Source organism: Fischerella sp. PCC 9605 (assembly GCF_000517105.1).
Lineage (GTDB): Bacteria > Cyanobacteriota > Cyanobacteriia > Cyanobacteriales > Nostocaceae > PCC9605.
This window is the reverse complement of the sequence record NZ_KI912148.1, coordinates 400095-413691: the sequence shown is the minus strand read 5'-3', so window position 1 is coordinate 413691 and position 13597 is coordinate 400095. Positions and strand designations below refer to the sequence as shown.

Here is a 13597-nt window from a genome sequence, read left to right as displayed (position 1 = left end):
CTTTGATTACTATAAAGTTATTAGCAAAATTTTATGGAAACACCTTCAAAATTATTACTTAAACTTAGCAAACGTCTATTTCAAAACTTGGATGACCAAGAAAAGTTTGTGGAAGCTTTAATTAATCCCAAACCTTTTTATCCATGTGTAATTTGGTGTCAAGATAAATTAGAAGTTTCGCCATTTTTAGTGGAAACGCCCACATTTTGGCAACCCTCTTTTATAGACCGTTTATCTTTGGGAGAAAAACCGGGTCAACATCCACTCCATGAGCAAGGATATTTATATTGTTTAGATTTTTCTTCTGTATTTGCGGCTTCAGTTTTGCTAAAAATTACTCAGCATGTAGAGCTAGTTTTTGATATGTGCGCCGCACCAGGTGGAAAGAGTATTTTAGCCTGGAAACTTTTGCAACCAAAATTGTTAATTAGTAATGAAGTGATTGGTAAACGCCTAGGTATGCTAATTTCTAATTTGAAGCGTTGCCATATTAGCCCCTCTATCGTTACGAGTAAAGACTCTAGTATTTTTGCAGAAAGTATACCTTCATCCAGCGATTTAGCGATCGTAGATGCGCCTTGTACTGGGCAATCTTTACTTGCTAAAGGTGAAAAAGCACCAGGATGTTTTCATCCCAGTGCTATTAATAAAAGTGCGAATCGTCAAAAACGTATCCTAGCAAACTCTGCCCGTATCGTTTCACCACAAGGCTATCTTGCTTATATGACTTGTACATATTCTCCTGAAGAAAATGAAGAAGTTGGTGAATGGCTCTTAAAAAAGTTTCCTCAATTTCAACCAGTAAAAATTAGTCATTTAAGAGACTATCAATCTCATTTAACTACAATGCCTTGTTATCGAATGTTTCCCCAATATGGATTAGGAGCAGGTGCTTTTACAATGCTGTTTAAAAATACTGAGGAAGGGGATAAAAAGGAAGTAGATGCAGATAAATTGTCTGCCGTTTGGATGAATACAAAGCGTGCAGATATGGGAGAATTAGAGGAAAACTAGTATACGTAAATTGCTCCGCTTTCATGCAAATTTAGTGTAGTATCTCCAGGATCTGTGTTTGATTGCCGGATTGTAACAGTAGCAGAATTACCTTTTGCTGCTACGTCGTACTTCAATGCAACATCCTGCTGCGTAGCATAAATCAACACATAAGTAGGAAGAGAATTAGTGGTAAGTGTGGCACTACCTCCTACAGGGATTTCTGCATTCAACGCATCCCCACCTGTTAAACTGTACTGTAGAGAAGATGTTGTTTTATTTAATATTTTGACTTTTACAAAACTTTGATAGTTCGCAAATCGTGCCACAGGTTGCCAAGGACCAACTTGGTACGTGCTAGCCTTTTTGGGAGTCTGAGCTTTGATACCAGTGCTTGTAACTAAACTCACGGTAAAGGCAAGCACACCACTTATCAAAATTTTGATTTTCATGTATCATTCCTTCTTATATTGTAGGTAAAAAACTCAAATCAATGTGAGACTTGATGATATGTATTGGTAGATGATTTTTTTGATGCACAAATTTAACCACATTTAATAGACAAAGTTTTGCTAGTGTAGTCTCTTTTTGCTATTAAAATTAATGAAAAAAGATTTGTTTATATCTAGATAGTACTACTTGGAAGACTCTCTTGCTTCTAATTTTTTAATTTTTTTATTTATTATCCTCTGCAATATGTGCTTGCTATAAACCAAATTCAAGGGCAAGTTGTTATCAAGCTAAATCAATGATTAAGTACCCGTCATGAACTGCGTACACTAGAACGCATGAAAATTATTTTACTCTTTGTGTCTTGGTATTTTAAGACTTTTTAAACTACTAAGGCACGTAGACGCGGCTTCTTTGGCTTCCCGTAAGGTTAGACACTAAGTATTTTTAATTCAGAGGTTATAAAAAGATTTTTCTGTAACAAATGTAAATAAAAAATTCTTCTATCTAAAGTAATACACTAGTTCATGCCATTGGCGGTATGAATGATAGCATTGCTTCATGTTACACAGCTATAAGGGATTGAGTTAGCAGTTACTTAGTCAGTAGTTAGTTGGAAAAACAACCAACTAACACCTACCAACAATCAACAATTATAAATATGCAACTTGCAGATAAAGTAGCACTGGTAACAGGAGCAGGTTCCGGTATCGCAAAGGCAACAGCAAAGCTATTTGCCAAAGAAGGTGCAAAAGTTGCAGCACTGGAACTTTCTCAGGATGAATTGAAAGACACTGTAACTGAAATTAACAAAAATAATGGTGAAGCAATACCATTGATTGCTGATATTTCTCAACCAGAACAAATGCAGCAAGCAATCCAAGCAATTATTGACAAGTGGGGACGCTTGGATATTGTGTTTGCCAATGCTGGTATTAATGGTGTTTGGGCACCTATCGAAGAACTGACACCAGAAGATTGGGATAAGACAATAAACGTTAATTTAAAAGGAACTTTTTTAACAGTTAAATATGCCGTGCCTTATTTGAAAAGACAAGGTGGTTCTGTGGTTATCACATCATCTATCAACGGCACGCGCACCTTTAGCAACACCGGTGCAACCGCTTATTCTTGTACTAAAGCTGCTCAAGTCGCTTTCACTAAGATGGTAGCTTTAGAACTGGCAAAACATCGTATTCGTGTGAACGTGATTTGTCCTGGTGCGATCGCCACAAATATCAATCAAAGCACACAAAGAGTTGACCTAGAAGAGATTGAAGAACCCGTTGAGTTTCCTGAAGGCGAAATTCCGTTAACTGATGGCAAACCAGGAACACCAGAACAAGTAGCACAATTGGTACTATTCCTATCCTCGGATGCTTCTAGTCACATCACTGGCACCGAAGTTTGGATTGATGGCGGAGAATCGTTGTTGAAAGCTTGATATTGTTAGTAGTTAGTAGTTAGTAGTTGGTTGTTTACCACTATCCACTATCCACTAACAGTCACCACGAAAAATACATTTATACAAACCGATCGCTAGACTTTTTGCGGCGAATCCCTATCACTGCCGGACGTGGCGATCCTTGAGGATTACCCTCAATGTTGCTAGGCCAGTTACTGCCGCGCGGTACACTGCGTTTTTGGGTAAAGACACTGCTGCCATCCAAGCTCAATATTTCAATATCTCGGCTGAGAGTTTGTTGGGGAGTAAATGGCGCTTCTTCACTGGGGTGCTGTACAGAAATAATCAGTGTATCCCCGACGAAAGTAGGCCCGGTTAACTCACAACGCGGCGGCCCATAAGCAAAGGGTATAACTTCCCCAGCATCGGGACCACTAGTAGGAATGAAGAAGAGGAAGTTATTGCCAAAAACTCCAATCAGATTAGAAGTCTCTACATTGAGATTAGAGTCAATTTGACTGGGTGATTCAGCACCTACTACTCTGTGGTCTATCAGTAATGGTTCTGCTTCAGCACCAGTGCTAAAACCATTGTGGGCCCCAGTAGACATATCAGTGCAGCCCCAAATGTTTCCTTGGCTATCAAAGGCAAGATTATCAATATTGGCAAAGCCATCTCCTGGTTCACTTCCCGCTTCTCCACCTTTAGAAAATCGCTGCCAACGGAAGGTTGTACCTGTGCCATCAAAACTATCTTCGATAATCTTAAATAGTGACCCTGAAGGCTGGGCAGCGTTGATATCAGCGCTGTACTTAGAAACGATGAAAATTCGAGAATCCGGATATCCATCACTTCCTGGTGCACCGTCTGTATAAGCGATAAATACTTCCTTAGTGCGGGGATGAACTTCGATATCTTCGGGACGGGCGGTGGGAGTTCCACCAATTAAATTGGCAGCCAAAAAGGCATCAACTAATACAGCACCCTGGCTTGTGTAAAAATCTGATAGTTTCTTGTCTTTGTAAGCAGGCAGAATCTCAGCTTCATTAGTCGTATCAACGCCTACAAAAACACTATCCTCTGCTGGATCTTCAGAAGGCCCAAAACGCCTAATAGGGGTATTACCATTTCTGGTAGCTTTACCTAATTTGGCAATTTCTACGGAGGCAAGTACCGACGGTGGAATGGGATTGGTAGGAGTATTTAATTCTAAAGGAATCCATTCACCCGTGCCATCAGGATTGTAACAGGCTACATACAAAGTCCCTTCTTCAAATAAGCGGCTGTTGTTTTTATCGGTGGGAGAATTGACTGTATCTCGGCTGACAAACTTCCAAGTGTGACCCCCGCGTCGGTCATCACCTAGGTAGCCAACTAACGGTCTTCCTGGTTCCACGCGCAAGGCGATGTTTTCATGGCGGTAGCGACCCAAAGCAGTGTGTTTGCGAGGGCGGAAATTCGGATCAGCAGGATCGATTTCTACCATCCAGCCGTATTTTTCACCAACTAAGCCGAATGCTTCCCCCGTCGTGCCTTTGGTGTAGCGTGTCTGTGTTCCGTTGTTGTTTACAGGTTCGGTTACACCTACGAAAAAGGTTGAACTAGCTTGGAAGTTCTCTTCAGCAGACAGAACAGTTCCCCAAGGAGTTGTACCGCCAGAACAGTTGTATCCGGTACCGATGATTTTGTTACCCAATCCGTCAGAACTCAGAGGAAAGACTTCAGTCGCAGCCGATCCAGTACCAATTAAATAATTGTCGTCTCCCTTCTGGTAGCTTTTGGAACCCCAAGAAGTGACATTTTGATAACCATCAGTGCGTTGGCGGTTAATACCTAAACCGGAAAGTCCGTGGATGCGTCGGTTATTGCGATCGCTAACAACAGCAAAACGTCCGTTACGGTTTTGGCGGGCAATCCGCACCACAGAACCACCCAAGTTATACATGAATTCACCCAAGGTTTCGATATTAGTTTTGTCTTGGGGTAAATTCTGCCCAATGACTAAGGGGTAAGTCGTGGGGAACCCTTCTAAATCCTCTGAAGTGCCTGGTGCTACAAAAGAAAATGGGTAGGAGACATATTCGTGATTATTCCAAAGATAGCCATCATTGGGATTTCTGCCATCTATGGGAATAAAGGTTGTGTAATCGCTGTTGTAACCAAAATATTCTTCCTGATTGGGAAAGACGCGATCGCCCCAACGTACAATTACATACCGTTCATATTCGGGCGGTACTACAACATCATCAAGTACGGTGTAGCTACTTAACTGTGCATCAGCAGAAGGTTTTAATACGTTTCCCTGCCCAATTCCCGTAGGTAGATAACTGCTTTGCTGGGTGTAAATTGGTAAAGGATGGGGCAAACGCACAGGAGTAAATTTCAGCGGTCTAAACCCACCAGTAAAGCCAGGATTACGAGCAAAAGCTTTTTCCGCCAAAGCAGGAGCTAGCACAGCTGTACCAGCACTTGCTCCAAAGAAAGCCAGTAGCTGCCTCCGTGTAAATTTAGACATTAAGCTTCCTCTTAATAGAAATAGCTAGAATCATTCAGCTTGAAAACCTTTTTCTTGCTTGCCATATCGTCGGAATTAATGGAAGCAAATAAGATAAATTAACCGATTTATCATTGGTAGATATGTCGGTAAATTGTTGTGATTAACCTAGATTTAACCTATGGTTAATCTGTCAGGCACAAAATGATGTATTTGGCTAAAAAAAAGAGCAATCAATCACTTACAGGTGCTGAAAATTGTGATTCGCTTTATAAATATCTAGTTATGCTTTTAAATAAACATCATCCATTCGGCATATTCAAGATCTTAGTCAAAAGTTATATTTAACAAAGCTTCTCAAAGTTTTATCATTTATTAGCCAGGATTTAATTATTAGTTAACCTTGGATTATGAGAAGTTAGGTTATGGCAAAAAGCAAAAAAAATTATCAAAATTTACTGTAATTGTTTGTTAAAACCAAAAAAATAAAACCATTAAGTAAAAACTAAGTTATGCTATTTTTGATTTTTGATTAAGGATTGGAAATATCTCACTCTATCCCGACATCGAAATTTTAGATTGATGAAAGAGAATTACTGTTAAAACTTAGGTGGTGTAAGCCGCTTTAACATAAAATAAAACTCATTCTCCTGATTCGTCAGAGTTAGATGGCAAGGTTGATAGGTAAAGTATGTATAATGCTGAAGTAGAGTTGCGCGATAATGCGGATCTTCCTCGCGACGCAGTAATTCAACTATACAGAGAATGTGGCTGGTCTTCAGCTTCAAAGCCCGAGCAACTTCTCACAGCACTTGCTAATTCACATACAGTTATCAGTTATTTCTGCATGGCACGCTGGATCTCTTGTAGGATTAGGTAATGCCATCTCAGACGGAGCATTAGTTGTATACTATCCACATCTGTTGGTGCGACCTGCATTCCACCGTCAGGGTATCGGACGGCGCATCATAGAAACACTCCAGAGTCGCTACGCAGGCTACCACCAGCAGGTTCTTCTTGCAGTTAAAGATGCCGTGGATTTCTATCAACACTGCGGCTTCCAAAAGGCTTCTAGTGTCGAACCCATGTGGATTTGCGATGACTCCAATCTCTAAGTACGCTTAGTGCATTCTATCTATCGTCCGATACTGAATTGCTTCGGCAACGTGATGGGCTTGCAAGTTCTCATCTCCAGCCAAATCTGCAATTGTACGCGCTACTTTGAGAATGCGATCGCTAGCCCTTGCCGATAACCCTAATTTTTTAATCGCGCCTTCTAATAAGTTACGACTGGCATCATCCAGCTTGCACCATTTTTGCAGATGCCGACTCTGCATCTGGGCATTACAACGCAGATGTGGTTCATTTTCAAATCTCTGGGATGCGCGATCGCGTGCTTGTTGCACCCGTTCTCTGACTGTTACAGAAGATTCACCCGTCGGCTGTTGGGTAATTTCCTCTGGCTTCAAACGATTCACGGCAACTTGCAAATCAATCCGATCCATCAACGGGCCAGAAAGCTTCGCCCAATATTGTTCTCTTTGGCGTGGCGAACAAGTACATTGTTGGATGGTATCGCCGTAATAACCACAAGGACAAGGATTGGTACTTGCTACCAAAGTAAACTGAGCGGGAAACATAACCGATTGCCTGGTTCTGGAAATCGTTACAAAGCCATCTTCCAAAGGCTGACGCAGAAATTCCAACACATCACGTTTAAATTCTGTCAACTCATCTAAGAAAAGCACCCCAAGATGTGATAAAGAAATTTCTCCGGGACGGGGAAAAGTGCCACCACCAACGAGAGACGGGCCTGATGCGGAATGGTGCGGACTGCGGAAAGGGCGATCGCATACTAACGAGCCTCTATTTTTCAATAAACCAGCTACCGAGTGAATGCGAGTTACTTCTAATGCTTCTGCAAAGCTTAGTGGCGGCAAAATACTCGGTAAGCGTCGTGCCAGCATTGTCTTACCACTTCCCGGCGGCCCTACAAATATTAAATTATGTCCGCCAGCAGCAGCAATTTCTAATGCCCTACGACCATGAGCCTGTGCTTTCACATCCTTCAAATCTGCACCATGTAGAGACGTTCCATGCAACGTCTCTACAGTATTATCCAATTGCTCGGGCTTGTAACGTCCCGGATTATTCAAAAAATCAGCTACATCTGCTAGATTTTTGAAAGCATAAACCGCCAATCCTTCCACCAAGGAAGCCTCTTGAGCATTATCAGCAGGAACTACTAAACCTGTAATTCCCATCTTGTGGGCAGCAGCAGCAATGGGCAATACCCCAGCCACAGGACGAAGGCTACCATCCAGAGAAACTTCACCTAAGAAAAGATAATCTCCTAGCAACTCAGTACTAACTTGCTCAGAAGCCGCTAAAACTCCCACACTAATAGGCAAATCAAAACAAGGGCCTTCCTTGCGTAAATCAGCAGGAGTTAGATTAATCACAATTTTTCGCATGGGAAAGGCAAAACCAGCATTTTTCAGAGTTGCCTTTACCCTCTCTTTGGATTCTTGCACAGCACTGTCAGGTAGCCCCAGCACGATAATCCCGGGTAAACCCCCAGAAACATCTACTTCCACTCCCACTTTCACAGCATCGATACCTACAATTGATGCGCTCCAGACTCTGGCAAGCATTATCCTTATTCCTTGGTCATTTAGTCATTTGTCCTTTGTCTTATCATTGACAATTGGCAAATGACAAATAAAAAATTACACATGACAAATCAAGAGACGATTTTCAGCAAAATCATTCGTCGAGAAATTCCAGCCAACATTATTTATGAGGATGACTTGGCACTGGCATTCACAGACATTAATCCGCAAGCACCAGTTCACATCCTTGTCATTCCCAAAAAACCCATTCCCAAATTAGCTGATGCCGAATCTGATGATAATGCGCTTTTGGGGCACCTTTTGTTAACTGCTAAGCGGGTTGCTGAACAAGCCGGACTGACAAATGGCTATCGCTTAGTCATCAATACTGGCCCTGATGGCGGTCAAACTGTTTACCATTTACACCTGCATATCCTGGGAGGAAGACATATGACATGGCCTCCTGGTTGATATAGAGACGGGAAAGTAGAGGGAGAGTAGGGTGGGGTTAGGGGTAAAAATGAGTGCTTACTCAAAAATTAAAATCTGTAAACAATATAAAATCAAAAGTATTTATGCAAAATATTAATTTAAATAAACACAAATTAATTAAATATGCTTTACAAATCGCAAACTTTCTTCTAATTTAGTAATTGTAGGTAGTTTGACCTACGCAAATTATTAACGAAAGTTAAGCACTCATAAAAACAATGACAGCAACCTTACAACGCGCTCGTAGCGCCAACGTATGGGAGCGGTTCTGCGATTGGATCACCAGCACCAACAACCGCTTATACATCGGTTGGTTCGGCGTACTGATGATTCCGACTCTGTTAGCCGCAACCACCTGCTTCATCATTGCCTTCATCGCTGCACCTCCCGTTGACATCGATGGCATCCGTGAGCCTGTTGCAGGTTCACTGATGTACGGCAACAACATCATCTCCGGTGCTGTTGTACCTTCTTCTAACGCCATTGGCTTGCACTTCTACCCGATCTGGGAAGCAGCTTCCTTAGATGAGTGGTTGTACAACGGTGGTCCTTACCAGTTGGTAATCTTCCACTTCCTGATTGGCGTATTCTGCTACATGGGACGTGAGTGGGAATTGTCCTACCGCTTAGGAATGCGTCCTTGGATTGCCGTAGCCTACTCTGCACCAGTAGCAGCAGCGACCGCAGTCTTCTTGATCTACCCCTTAGGTCAGGGTTCCTTCTCTGATGGTATGCCTCTGGGCATCAGCGGTACATTCAACTTCATGTTGGTGTTCCAAGCAGAACACAACATCTTGATGCACCCCTTCCACCAGTTAGGTGTAGCAGGTGTATTCGGTGGTAGCTTGTTCAGTGCAATGCACGGTTCTTTGGTAACTTCTTCCTTGGTTCGTGAAACCACCGAGACCGAATCTCAGAACTACGGTTACAAGTTCGGTCAAGAAGAAGAAACCTACAACATTGTTGCAGCACACGGTTACTTCGGTCGTCTGATTTTCCAATACGCTTCCTTCAACAACAGCCGCAGCTTGCACTTCTTCTTGGCTGCTTGGCCTGTAATTGGAATCTGGTTCACAGCGCTGGGAATCAGCACAATGGCGTTCAACCTGAATGGTTTCAACTTCAACCAGTCAGTAATTGATTCTCAAGGTCGCGTCATCAACACTTGGGCAGACATCATCAACCGCGCTAACTTGGGTATGGAAGTTATGCACGAGCGCAATGCTCACAACTTCCCTCTTGATTTAGCTAGTGCTGAAGTCGCTCCTGTTGCAATCAGCGCTCCTGCTATCAACGGTTAATCTTCATGTAGAGACGCGATAAATCGCGCCTCTACAAAAAATAAAAAACGCCCTCCGTCAGGAGGGTGTTTTTGTTTTTAATTGTGCTTGATTAGCCTTAATGCTAGACAAAAAAGTAGTAAAATATTAGATTGTGTCGTTTTAAAATCTGTCAATGCCGAAACTCAAAACTCGTAAAGCAGCGGCAAAAAGATTCCGTGCCACCGGTAGCGGTAAAATCGTGCGTCGCAAAGCTTTCAAAAACCACTTGCTCGAACACAAAACCTCTAATAAGAAGCGTAAGCTTTCCAAAATGGCTGTTGTCAACGAGCGTGACGAAGAAAATGTGCGCTTAATGCTCCCCTATTTGTAAGTTGTTCAGGAAAATTTAAGCTATGACAAGGGTAAAACGCGGTAACGTTGCTCGCAAACGCCGCAAAAAAATTCTCAAACTCGCTAAAGGTTTTCGCGGTTCTCACTCCACCCTGTTTAGAACTGCCAATCAACAGGTTATGAAGGCACTGCGGAATGCTTATCGCGATCGCAAAAAACGCAAGCGTGACTTCCGCCGCCTTTGGATCACCCGCATCAACGCCGCTGTTCGCCAGCATGGCATGAGTTACAGCCAGTTTATCGGTAATCTCAAAAAAGCCGACATCCAACTTAATCGCAAAATGTTGGCGCAAATGGCAGTCCTCGATCCAGCTGGTTTCAGCAAAGTTGCGGAGTTGGCAAGCCAAGCCAAAAGTTAAACAATGAGTATTCCTAAACAAGTAATGATGGGGAGATGGGGTGATAGGGTGATGGGGAGAAAAACTCAACACCCAAAACTTAACTCCTACAATTACTTTTTTAGGACTATCGGTAAAATAATTATTTTCCTGCTGGTATTTGCCCTTGTAATTGCAGGTATACAATCATCAGCATCTGCCGCAGAACTGTCAGATATTCAGCGGCGAGGCTATTTAACTATTGCTGTCAAAGATAATTTACGCCCGCTGGGATTTAGAGATGCGAATGGCAATCTGCAAGGTTTGGAGATTGACTTAGCCCAGCGGTTGGCAGCTGATTTACTAGGCAAACCAAATGCTGTCAAACTGAAACCTGTAGCAAATCGCGATCGCCTCTCACAAGTTTTAGACAATAAAGTTGATCTCACCATCGCTAGGGTGACAGCAACAGAGTCACGCGCTCGTTTGGTGAATCTCAGTATACCTTATTACTTTGATGGCACAAGATTAATCGCAAAAGATAAATCTGTACAAAAGCTGAGTGACTTAGCAAAGCAAAAAATTGCTGTTCTCAGCAACTCCAGCACTATTGCTGATGTGCGATATTATTTGCCACAAGCAGACTTGGTGGGAGTTAATTCTTATCAAGAAGCGCGATCGCTCCTACAAAGTAATGCAGTAGTAGCTTTTGCCGCCGATACCAGCGTTCTGAGCGGTTGGGTGCAACAATATCCTCAGTATCGGCTACTGCCAACAAAGCTATCAACTGAACCCTTGTCTGTGGTAATGCCCAAGGGATTGCAGTACGATCTACTACGACGACAAGTAAATGGGGCGATCGCTCGTTATCTAGAAGAAGGTTGGCTCCAGCAACGCGCTCAATACTGGGGTTTGCCTTAAACTAGTCAATGGTCATTAGTCATTGGCCATTAGACTTGTACAAATGACTAATGACTGTAGCGAACGGCTGATAATAAATACAGAAGAGATTTTTAATAAAGACAATGGATAACAATTTAGCAGTTATTTATCTCTCAATTTTGGTGGGTATACTCTTACTTACCGTTATCAATGTCTTTCCCCAGATTTTTAAAAATCGCAAGCTGGAAAGAAACTTTTCGCGCTTGCGAAACAAGCTCACAAAAGAAAAGGGAACGACTCAAGAATATTACGAATTAGCGAGTATCTATTCCGAAAAAAAATTGTTTTCCCAGGCGGTGACTCTGTTTCAAAAAGCTATTAAAGCCGCAGAAGAAGAGGAAGAAGAAAATGTTGCTGTTATTTACAACGGGTTAGGTTACGCTTACTTTGCTCAAGAACAGTATGATATAGCAATCCGTCAATATAAAGAAGCTCTGAAAAACAAACCTGATTATGTAACCGCATTGAATAACCTTGGTCATGCCTACGAGCGCAAAAATTTAACTGCTCAGGCGCTACAAACTTACGAAGAAGCACTCAAATACGATCCGAAAAATTCCACTGCCAAACGCCGTGCTGAATCTTTGCGGCGTTTGGTGTCTGCGTAATTTAGAACCCCTCCCGCAAGCCAAGAAGTGCTTAGGGATGGGGTTTTTTCTATTTCTTCTTCTTATCCTCCAGATTCTCAGCTTTTTGCAGTATGGGGATGTACTGGTTAATCATTCAGATCAAGACTTCGATGGCTGCGTCTCCTTGTTGAATGCGGTTTTCAGCTTGGATACCGATGAGTAGGATTTTCAGGACTAGTAATAAAGTGATAACTTTCTGACTCAGCTTGGAATTTAATTGCTTTGTAGGCATTTTGTTAACCTCGTATTTTTATTTACGAGGTCAATTGTTTTTTTGGGTATTTCCCCACACACAATCCCCATACAGTGTCTATAATGCTTGTATCATCTTTTTGAACCGCAGTGGAAAGAGGTTATTTTGCTATCGACATCAACAACCCCGTTCCCGAAATTTACGACCAAATGCTTGACTGGGAATGTCCAGAGTGGGAAAGGGGAATCCCAGAAACAATAGCAGCGCTGAAACTTTATTACAATTCCTTAAAACGTAAAAGCAATAAAAGCTTGATGTTGGTGTTTGACGAAATTCAATCAACAAACCAAAAATTAAGCGATTCTTTCTTTGACAATCTCAGTAAAATTGGTGGGACAATTTGTGTCATCAACAACGAACGAAAAGGTAATTTTCCGTTAAAATTATTTACTCCTAACCAATTAGTAGAAGATGTGTTTGGGTGGCTTGGAGAAATATAGCCAGTTATCAATAAAAATTACGCCGATTTACTCAACAAATAAACAATATATTGATTAAGACTCACACCTTCTACTTCTGCTTTTTCAACCAAGCGACGATGCAAAGACTTTGGCATCCGTACCAACAATTTACCGCTATAAGTTTCATCATTACTAGGTAAAGGAATTTCATCTCCGGCTTCATAAACAGTTTCAATCCACAACTCCCGCGCCTCATTTATATTTGCCATCGCCTCTTCTAAAGTTTCTCCTTGAGAAAGACATCCAGGCAAATCTTTAATCTGAGCAACATATCCTCCTTCTGTATCGGGATATAAAGTCACAGGATATTGAAGATTTAAATAATATTCTAGAGATGGTTTTTCAGTTTGTTTCTGCTTCTGATTCAGTGTCTTCATCACTCCACTCTTGTAAATTTAACAATTCAACTATTTGCTGAACATAAACACCTTTAACTTTTTGTCCGCCTTTTTTGGGTACAGTAATTGTTCTACCAAGTGAGTCTCTAAAACTATGATGACTACCCTTAGACCTTTTTTCTTCAAAGCCAAAAGCTTCTAAAAGATAGCGCACATCATCAAAACTGACTTCTGGAGGTCGCCTGAGAAATTCCTCCACTAATTTTTTTAATTTGCTCATTGAGCGATAGTATCATATATAGTATCACATTCATGCTAAAAAATAGCATAATTATGCTACGGTCACAACTTGCAGCGATCGCCATCCGCAATCAATCCTTACAAGTTCTCGAATGCTAAGGAATTTAGCAAAACGTTAATTTTTATTGAACTTTAGCAACACAAACGTTGTTTTAGTCGATTCCCCAATCCTTATCAGCAACGACATTTCAGACATTAGTAGGGGATGTAAACTTACAAGAAGCCAACTACTGCCAGG

Annotated in this window: 16 protein-coding genes; 10 read left to right on the top strand and 6 right to left on the bottom strand. The window is 41.7% G+C overall.

Annotation, left to right across the window (positions count from 1 at the left end; all coding sequences use genetic code 11):
- Window positions 1-33: 33 nt before the first annotated feature.
- Window positions 34-1014, top strand: a complete 981-nt coding sequence (locus FIS9605_RS0104205) for an RsmB/NOP family class I SAM-dependent RNA methyltransferase (RefSeq protein WP_026731466.1) — start codon at window positions 34-36, stop codon at window positions 1012-1014.
- On the opposite strand, the gene FIS9605_RS0104200 is transcribed toward FIS9605_RS0104205, so the two are convergent.
- Window positions 1011-1445 carry a hypothetical protein gene (locus FIS9605_RS0104200; protein ID WP_026731465.1) on the bottom strand — a complete coding sequence of 145 codons (435 nt, stop codon included), beginning with the start codon at window positions 1443-1445 and terminating at the stop codon, window positions 1011-1013. The two genes, FIS9605_RS0104205 and FIS9605_RS0104200, sit on opposite strands and share 4 nt — an antisense overlap.
- Window positions 1446-2104: 659 nt before the next feature.
- Here FIS9605_RS0104200 and FIS9605_RS0104195 point away from each other — a divergent pair.
- Complete coding sequence (locus FIS9605_RS0104195; RefSeq protein ID WP_026731464.1) at window positions 2105-2887, top strand: SDR family oxidoreductase; 783 nt, start codon at window positions 2105-2107, stop codon at window positions 2885-2887.
- Between the two features lie 79 nt (window positions 2888-2966).
- Here FIS9605_RS0104195 and FIS9605_RS0104190 read toward each other — a convergent pair whose 3' ends face one another.
- The gene (locus tag FIS9605_RS0104190) at window positions 2967-5363 is read right to left on the bottom strand and encodes a PhoX family protein (protein ID WP_026731463.1); all 2397 of its coding nucleotides are present in this window, start codon (window positions 5361-5363) and stop codon (window positions 2967-2969) included.
- 746 nt (window positions 5364-6109) lie between these two features.
- On the opposite strand from FIS9605_RS0104190, the gene FIS9605_RS36210 reads away from it, so the two are divergent.
- Window positions 6110-6457 (top strand): GNAT family N-acetyltransferase, encoded by a 348-nt coding sequence (locus FIS9605_RS36210; protein WP_231510232.1) that lies wholly within the window; start codon window positions 6110-6112, stop codon window positions 6455-6457.
- A gap of 6 nt (window positions 6458-6463) precedes the next feature.
- Here FIS9605_RS36210 and FIS9605_RS0104180 read toward each other — a convergent pair whose 3' ends face one another.
- Complete coding sequence (locus FIS9605_RS0104180; RefSeq protein ID WP_026731462.1) at window positions 6464-7996, bottom strand: YifB family Mg chelatase-like AAA ATPase; 1533 nt, start codon at window positions 7994-7996, stop codon at window positions 6464-6466.
- An 81-nt stretch (window positions 7997-8077) separates the two neighbouring features.
- On the opposite strand from FIS9605_RS0104180, the gene FIS9605_RS0104175 reads away from it, so the two are divergent.
- The 6 genes from FIS9605_RS0104175 (at window position 8078) to FIS9605_RS0104150 (ending at window position 11986) form a co-directional block, all read left to right on the top strand.
- Window positions 8078-8425: a histidine triad nucleotide-binding protein gene (locus FIS9605_RS0104175; RefSeq protein WP_026731461.1), complete on the top strand. Its 348-nt coding sequence runs from the start codon at window positions 8078-8080 to the stop codon at window positions 8423-8425.
- Between the two features lie 239 nt (window positions 8426-8664).
- Window positions 8665-9747: a photosystem II q(b) protein gene (gene psbA, locus FIS9605_RS0104170; RefSeq protein WP_026731460.1), complete on the top strand. Its 1083-nt coding sequence runs from the start codon at window positions 8665-8667 to the stop codon at window positions 9745-9747.
- 154 nt (window positions 9748-9901) lie between these two features.
- Window positions 9902-10099 carry a 50S ribosomal protein L35 gene (rpmI, locus tag FIS9605_RS0104165; protein ID WP_016878795.1) on the top strand — a complete coding sequence of 66 codons (198 nt, stop codon included), beginning with the start codon at window positions 9902-9904 and terminating at the stop codon, window positions 10097-10099.
- Between the two features lie 22 nt (window positions 10100-10121).
- On the top strand, window positions 10122-10478 hold the full coding sequence (rplT, locus tag FIS9605_RS0104160) for a 50S ribosomal protein L20 (RefSeq protein ID WP_026731459.1): 357 nt from the start codon (window positions 10122-10124) through the stop codon (window positions 10476-10478).
- A 3-nt stretch (window positions 10479-10481) separates the two neighbouring features.
- Window positions 10482-11357 carry a transporter substrate-binding domain-containing protein gene (locus tag FIS9605_RS0104155; RefSeq protein ID WP_026731458.1) on the top strand — a complete coding sequence of 292 codons (876 nt, stop codon included), beginning with the start codon at window positions 10482-10484 and terminating at the stop codon, window positions 11355-11357.
- A 104-nt stretch (window positions 11358-11461) separates the two neighbouring features.
- Window positions 11462-11986, top strand: a complete 525-nt coding sequence (locus FIS9605_RS0104150) for a tetratricopeptide repeat protein (RefSeq protein WP_026731457.1) — start codon at window positions 11462-11464, stop codon at window positions 11984-11986.
- Window positions 11987-12101: 115 nt separating this feature from the next.
- On the opposite strand, the gene FIS9605_RS36205 is transcribed toward FIS9605_RS0104150, so the two are convergent.
- On the bottom strand, window positions 12102-12239 hold the full coding sequence (locus FIS9605_RS36205; protein WP_231510231.1) for a hypothetical protein: 138 nt from the start codon (window positions 12237-12239) through the stop codon (window positions 12102-12104).
- Between the two features lie 110 nt (window positions 12240-12349).
- On the opposite strand from FIS9605_RS36205, the gene FIS9605_RS0104140 reads away from it, so the two are divergent.
- Window positions 12350-12700, top strand: a complete 351-nt coding sequence (locus tag FIS9605_RS0104140) for an NACHT C-terminal alpha/beta 1 domain-containing protein (protein WP_026731456.1) — start codon at window positions 12350-12352, stop codon at window positions 12698-12700.
- A 17-nt stretch (window positions 12701-12717) separates the two neighbouring features.
- Here the strand turns inward: FIS9605_RS0104140 and FIS9605_RS0104135 are convergent, their stop codons facing one another.
- Complete coding sequence (locus tag FIS9605_RS0104135) at window positions 12718-13098, bottom strand: type II toxin-antitoxin system HicB family antitoxin (RefSeq protein WP_026731455.1); 381 nt, start codon at window positions 13096-13098, stop codon at window positions 12718-12720.
- Window positions 13064-13339 (bottom strand): type II toxin-antitoxin system HicA family toxin, encoded by a 276-nt coding sequence (locus FIS9605_RS36200; protein WP_026731454.1) that lies wholly within the window; start codon window positions 13337-13339, stop codon window positions 13064-13066. The genes FIS9605_RS0104135 and FIS9605_RS36200 overlap by 35 nt, the downstream gene beginning before the upstream one ends.
- Window positions 13340-13597: the final 258 nt, after the last annotated feature.

Coding starts and splice junctions, on each gene's coding strand:
- FIS9605_RS0104135 (WP_026731455.1), bottom strand. CDS start 13,098: ATGAAGACACTGAATCAGAAGCAGAAACAAACTGAAAAACCATCTCTA.
- FIS9605_RS36200 (WP_026731454.1), bottom strand. CDS start 13,339: ATGAGCAAATTAAAAAAATTAGTGGAGGAATTTCTCAGGCGACCTCCA.
- rpmI (WP_016878795.1), top strand. CDS start 9,902: ATGCCGAAACTCAAAACTCGTAAAGCAGCGGCAAAAAGATTCCGTGCC.
- FIS9605_RS0104175 (WP_026731461.1), top strand. CDS start 8,078: ATGACAAATCAAGAGACGATTTTCAGCAAAATCATTCGTCGAGAAATT.
- FIS9605_RS0104195 (WP_026731464.1), top strand. CDS start 2,105: ATGCAACTTGCAGATAAAGTAGCACTGGTAACAGGAGCAGGTTCCGGT.
- psbA (WP_026731460.1), top strand. CDS start 8,665: ATGACAGCAACCTTACAACGCGCTCGTAGCGCCAACGTATGGGAGCGG.
- FIS9605_RS0104205 (WP_026731466.1), top strand. CDS start 34: ATGGAAACACCTTCAAAATTATTACTTAAACTTAGCAAACGTCTATTT.
- FIS9605_RS0104190 (WP_026731463.1), bottom strand. CDS start 5,363: ATGTCTAAATTTACACGGAGGCAGCTACTGGCTTTCTTTGGAGCAAGT.
- FIS9605_RS0104150 (WP_026731457.1), top strand. CDS start 11,462: ATGGATAACAATTTAGCAGTTATTTATCTCTCAATTTTGGTGGGTATA.
- FIS9605_RS0104200 (WP_026731465.1), bottom strand. CDS start 1,445: ATGAAAATCAAAATTTTGATAAGTGGTGTGCTTGCCTTTACCGTGAGT.
- FIS9605_RS36205 (WP_231510231.1), bottom strand. CDS start 12,239: ATGCCTACAAAGCAATTAAATTCCAAGCTGAGTCAGAAAGTTATCACT.
- FIS9605_RS0104155 (WP_026731458.1), top strand. CDS start 10,482: ATGAGTATTCCTAAACAAGTAATGATGGGGAGATGGGGTGATAGGGTG.
- FIS9605_RS0104180 (WP_026731462.1), bottom strand. CDS start 7,996: ATGCTTGCCAGAGTCTGGAGCGCATCAATTGTAGGTATCGATGCTGTG.
- rplT (WP_026731459.1), top strand. CDS start 10,122: ATGACAAGGGTAAAACGCGGTAACGTTGCTCGCAAACGCCGCAAAAAA.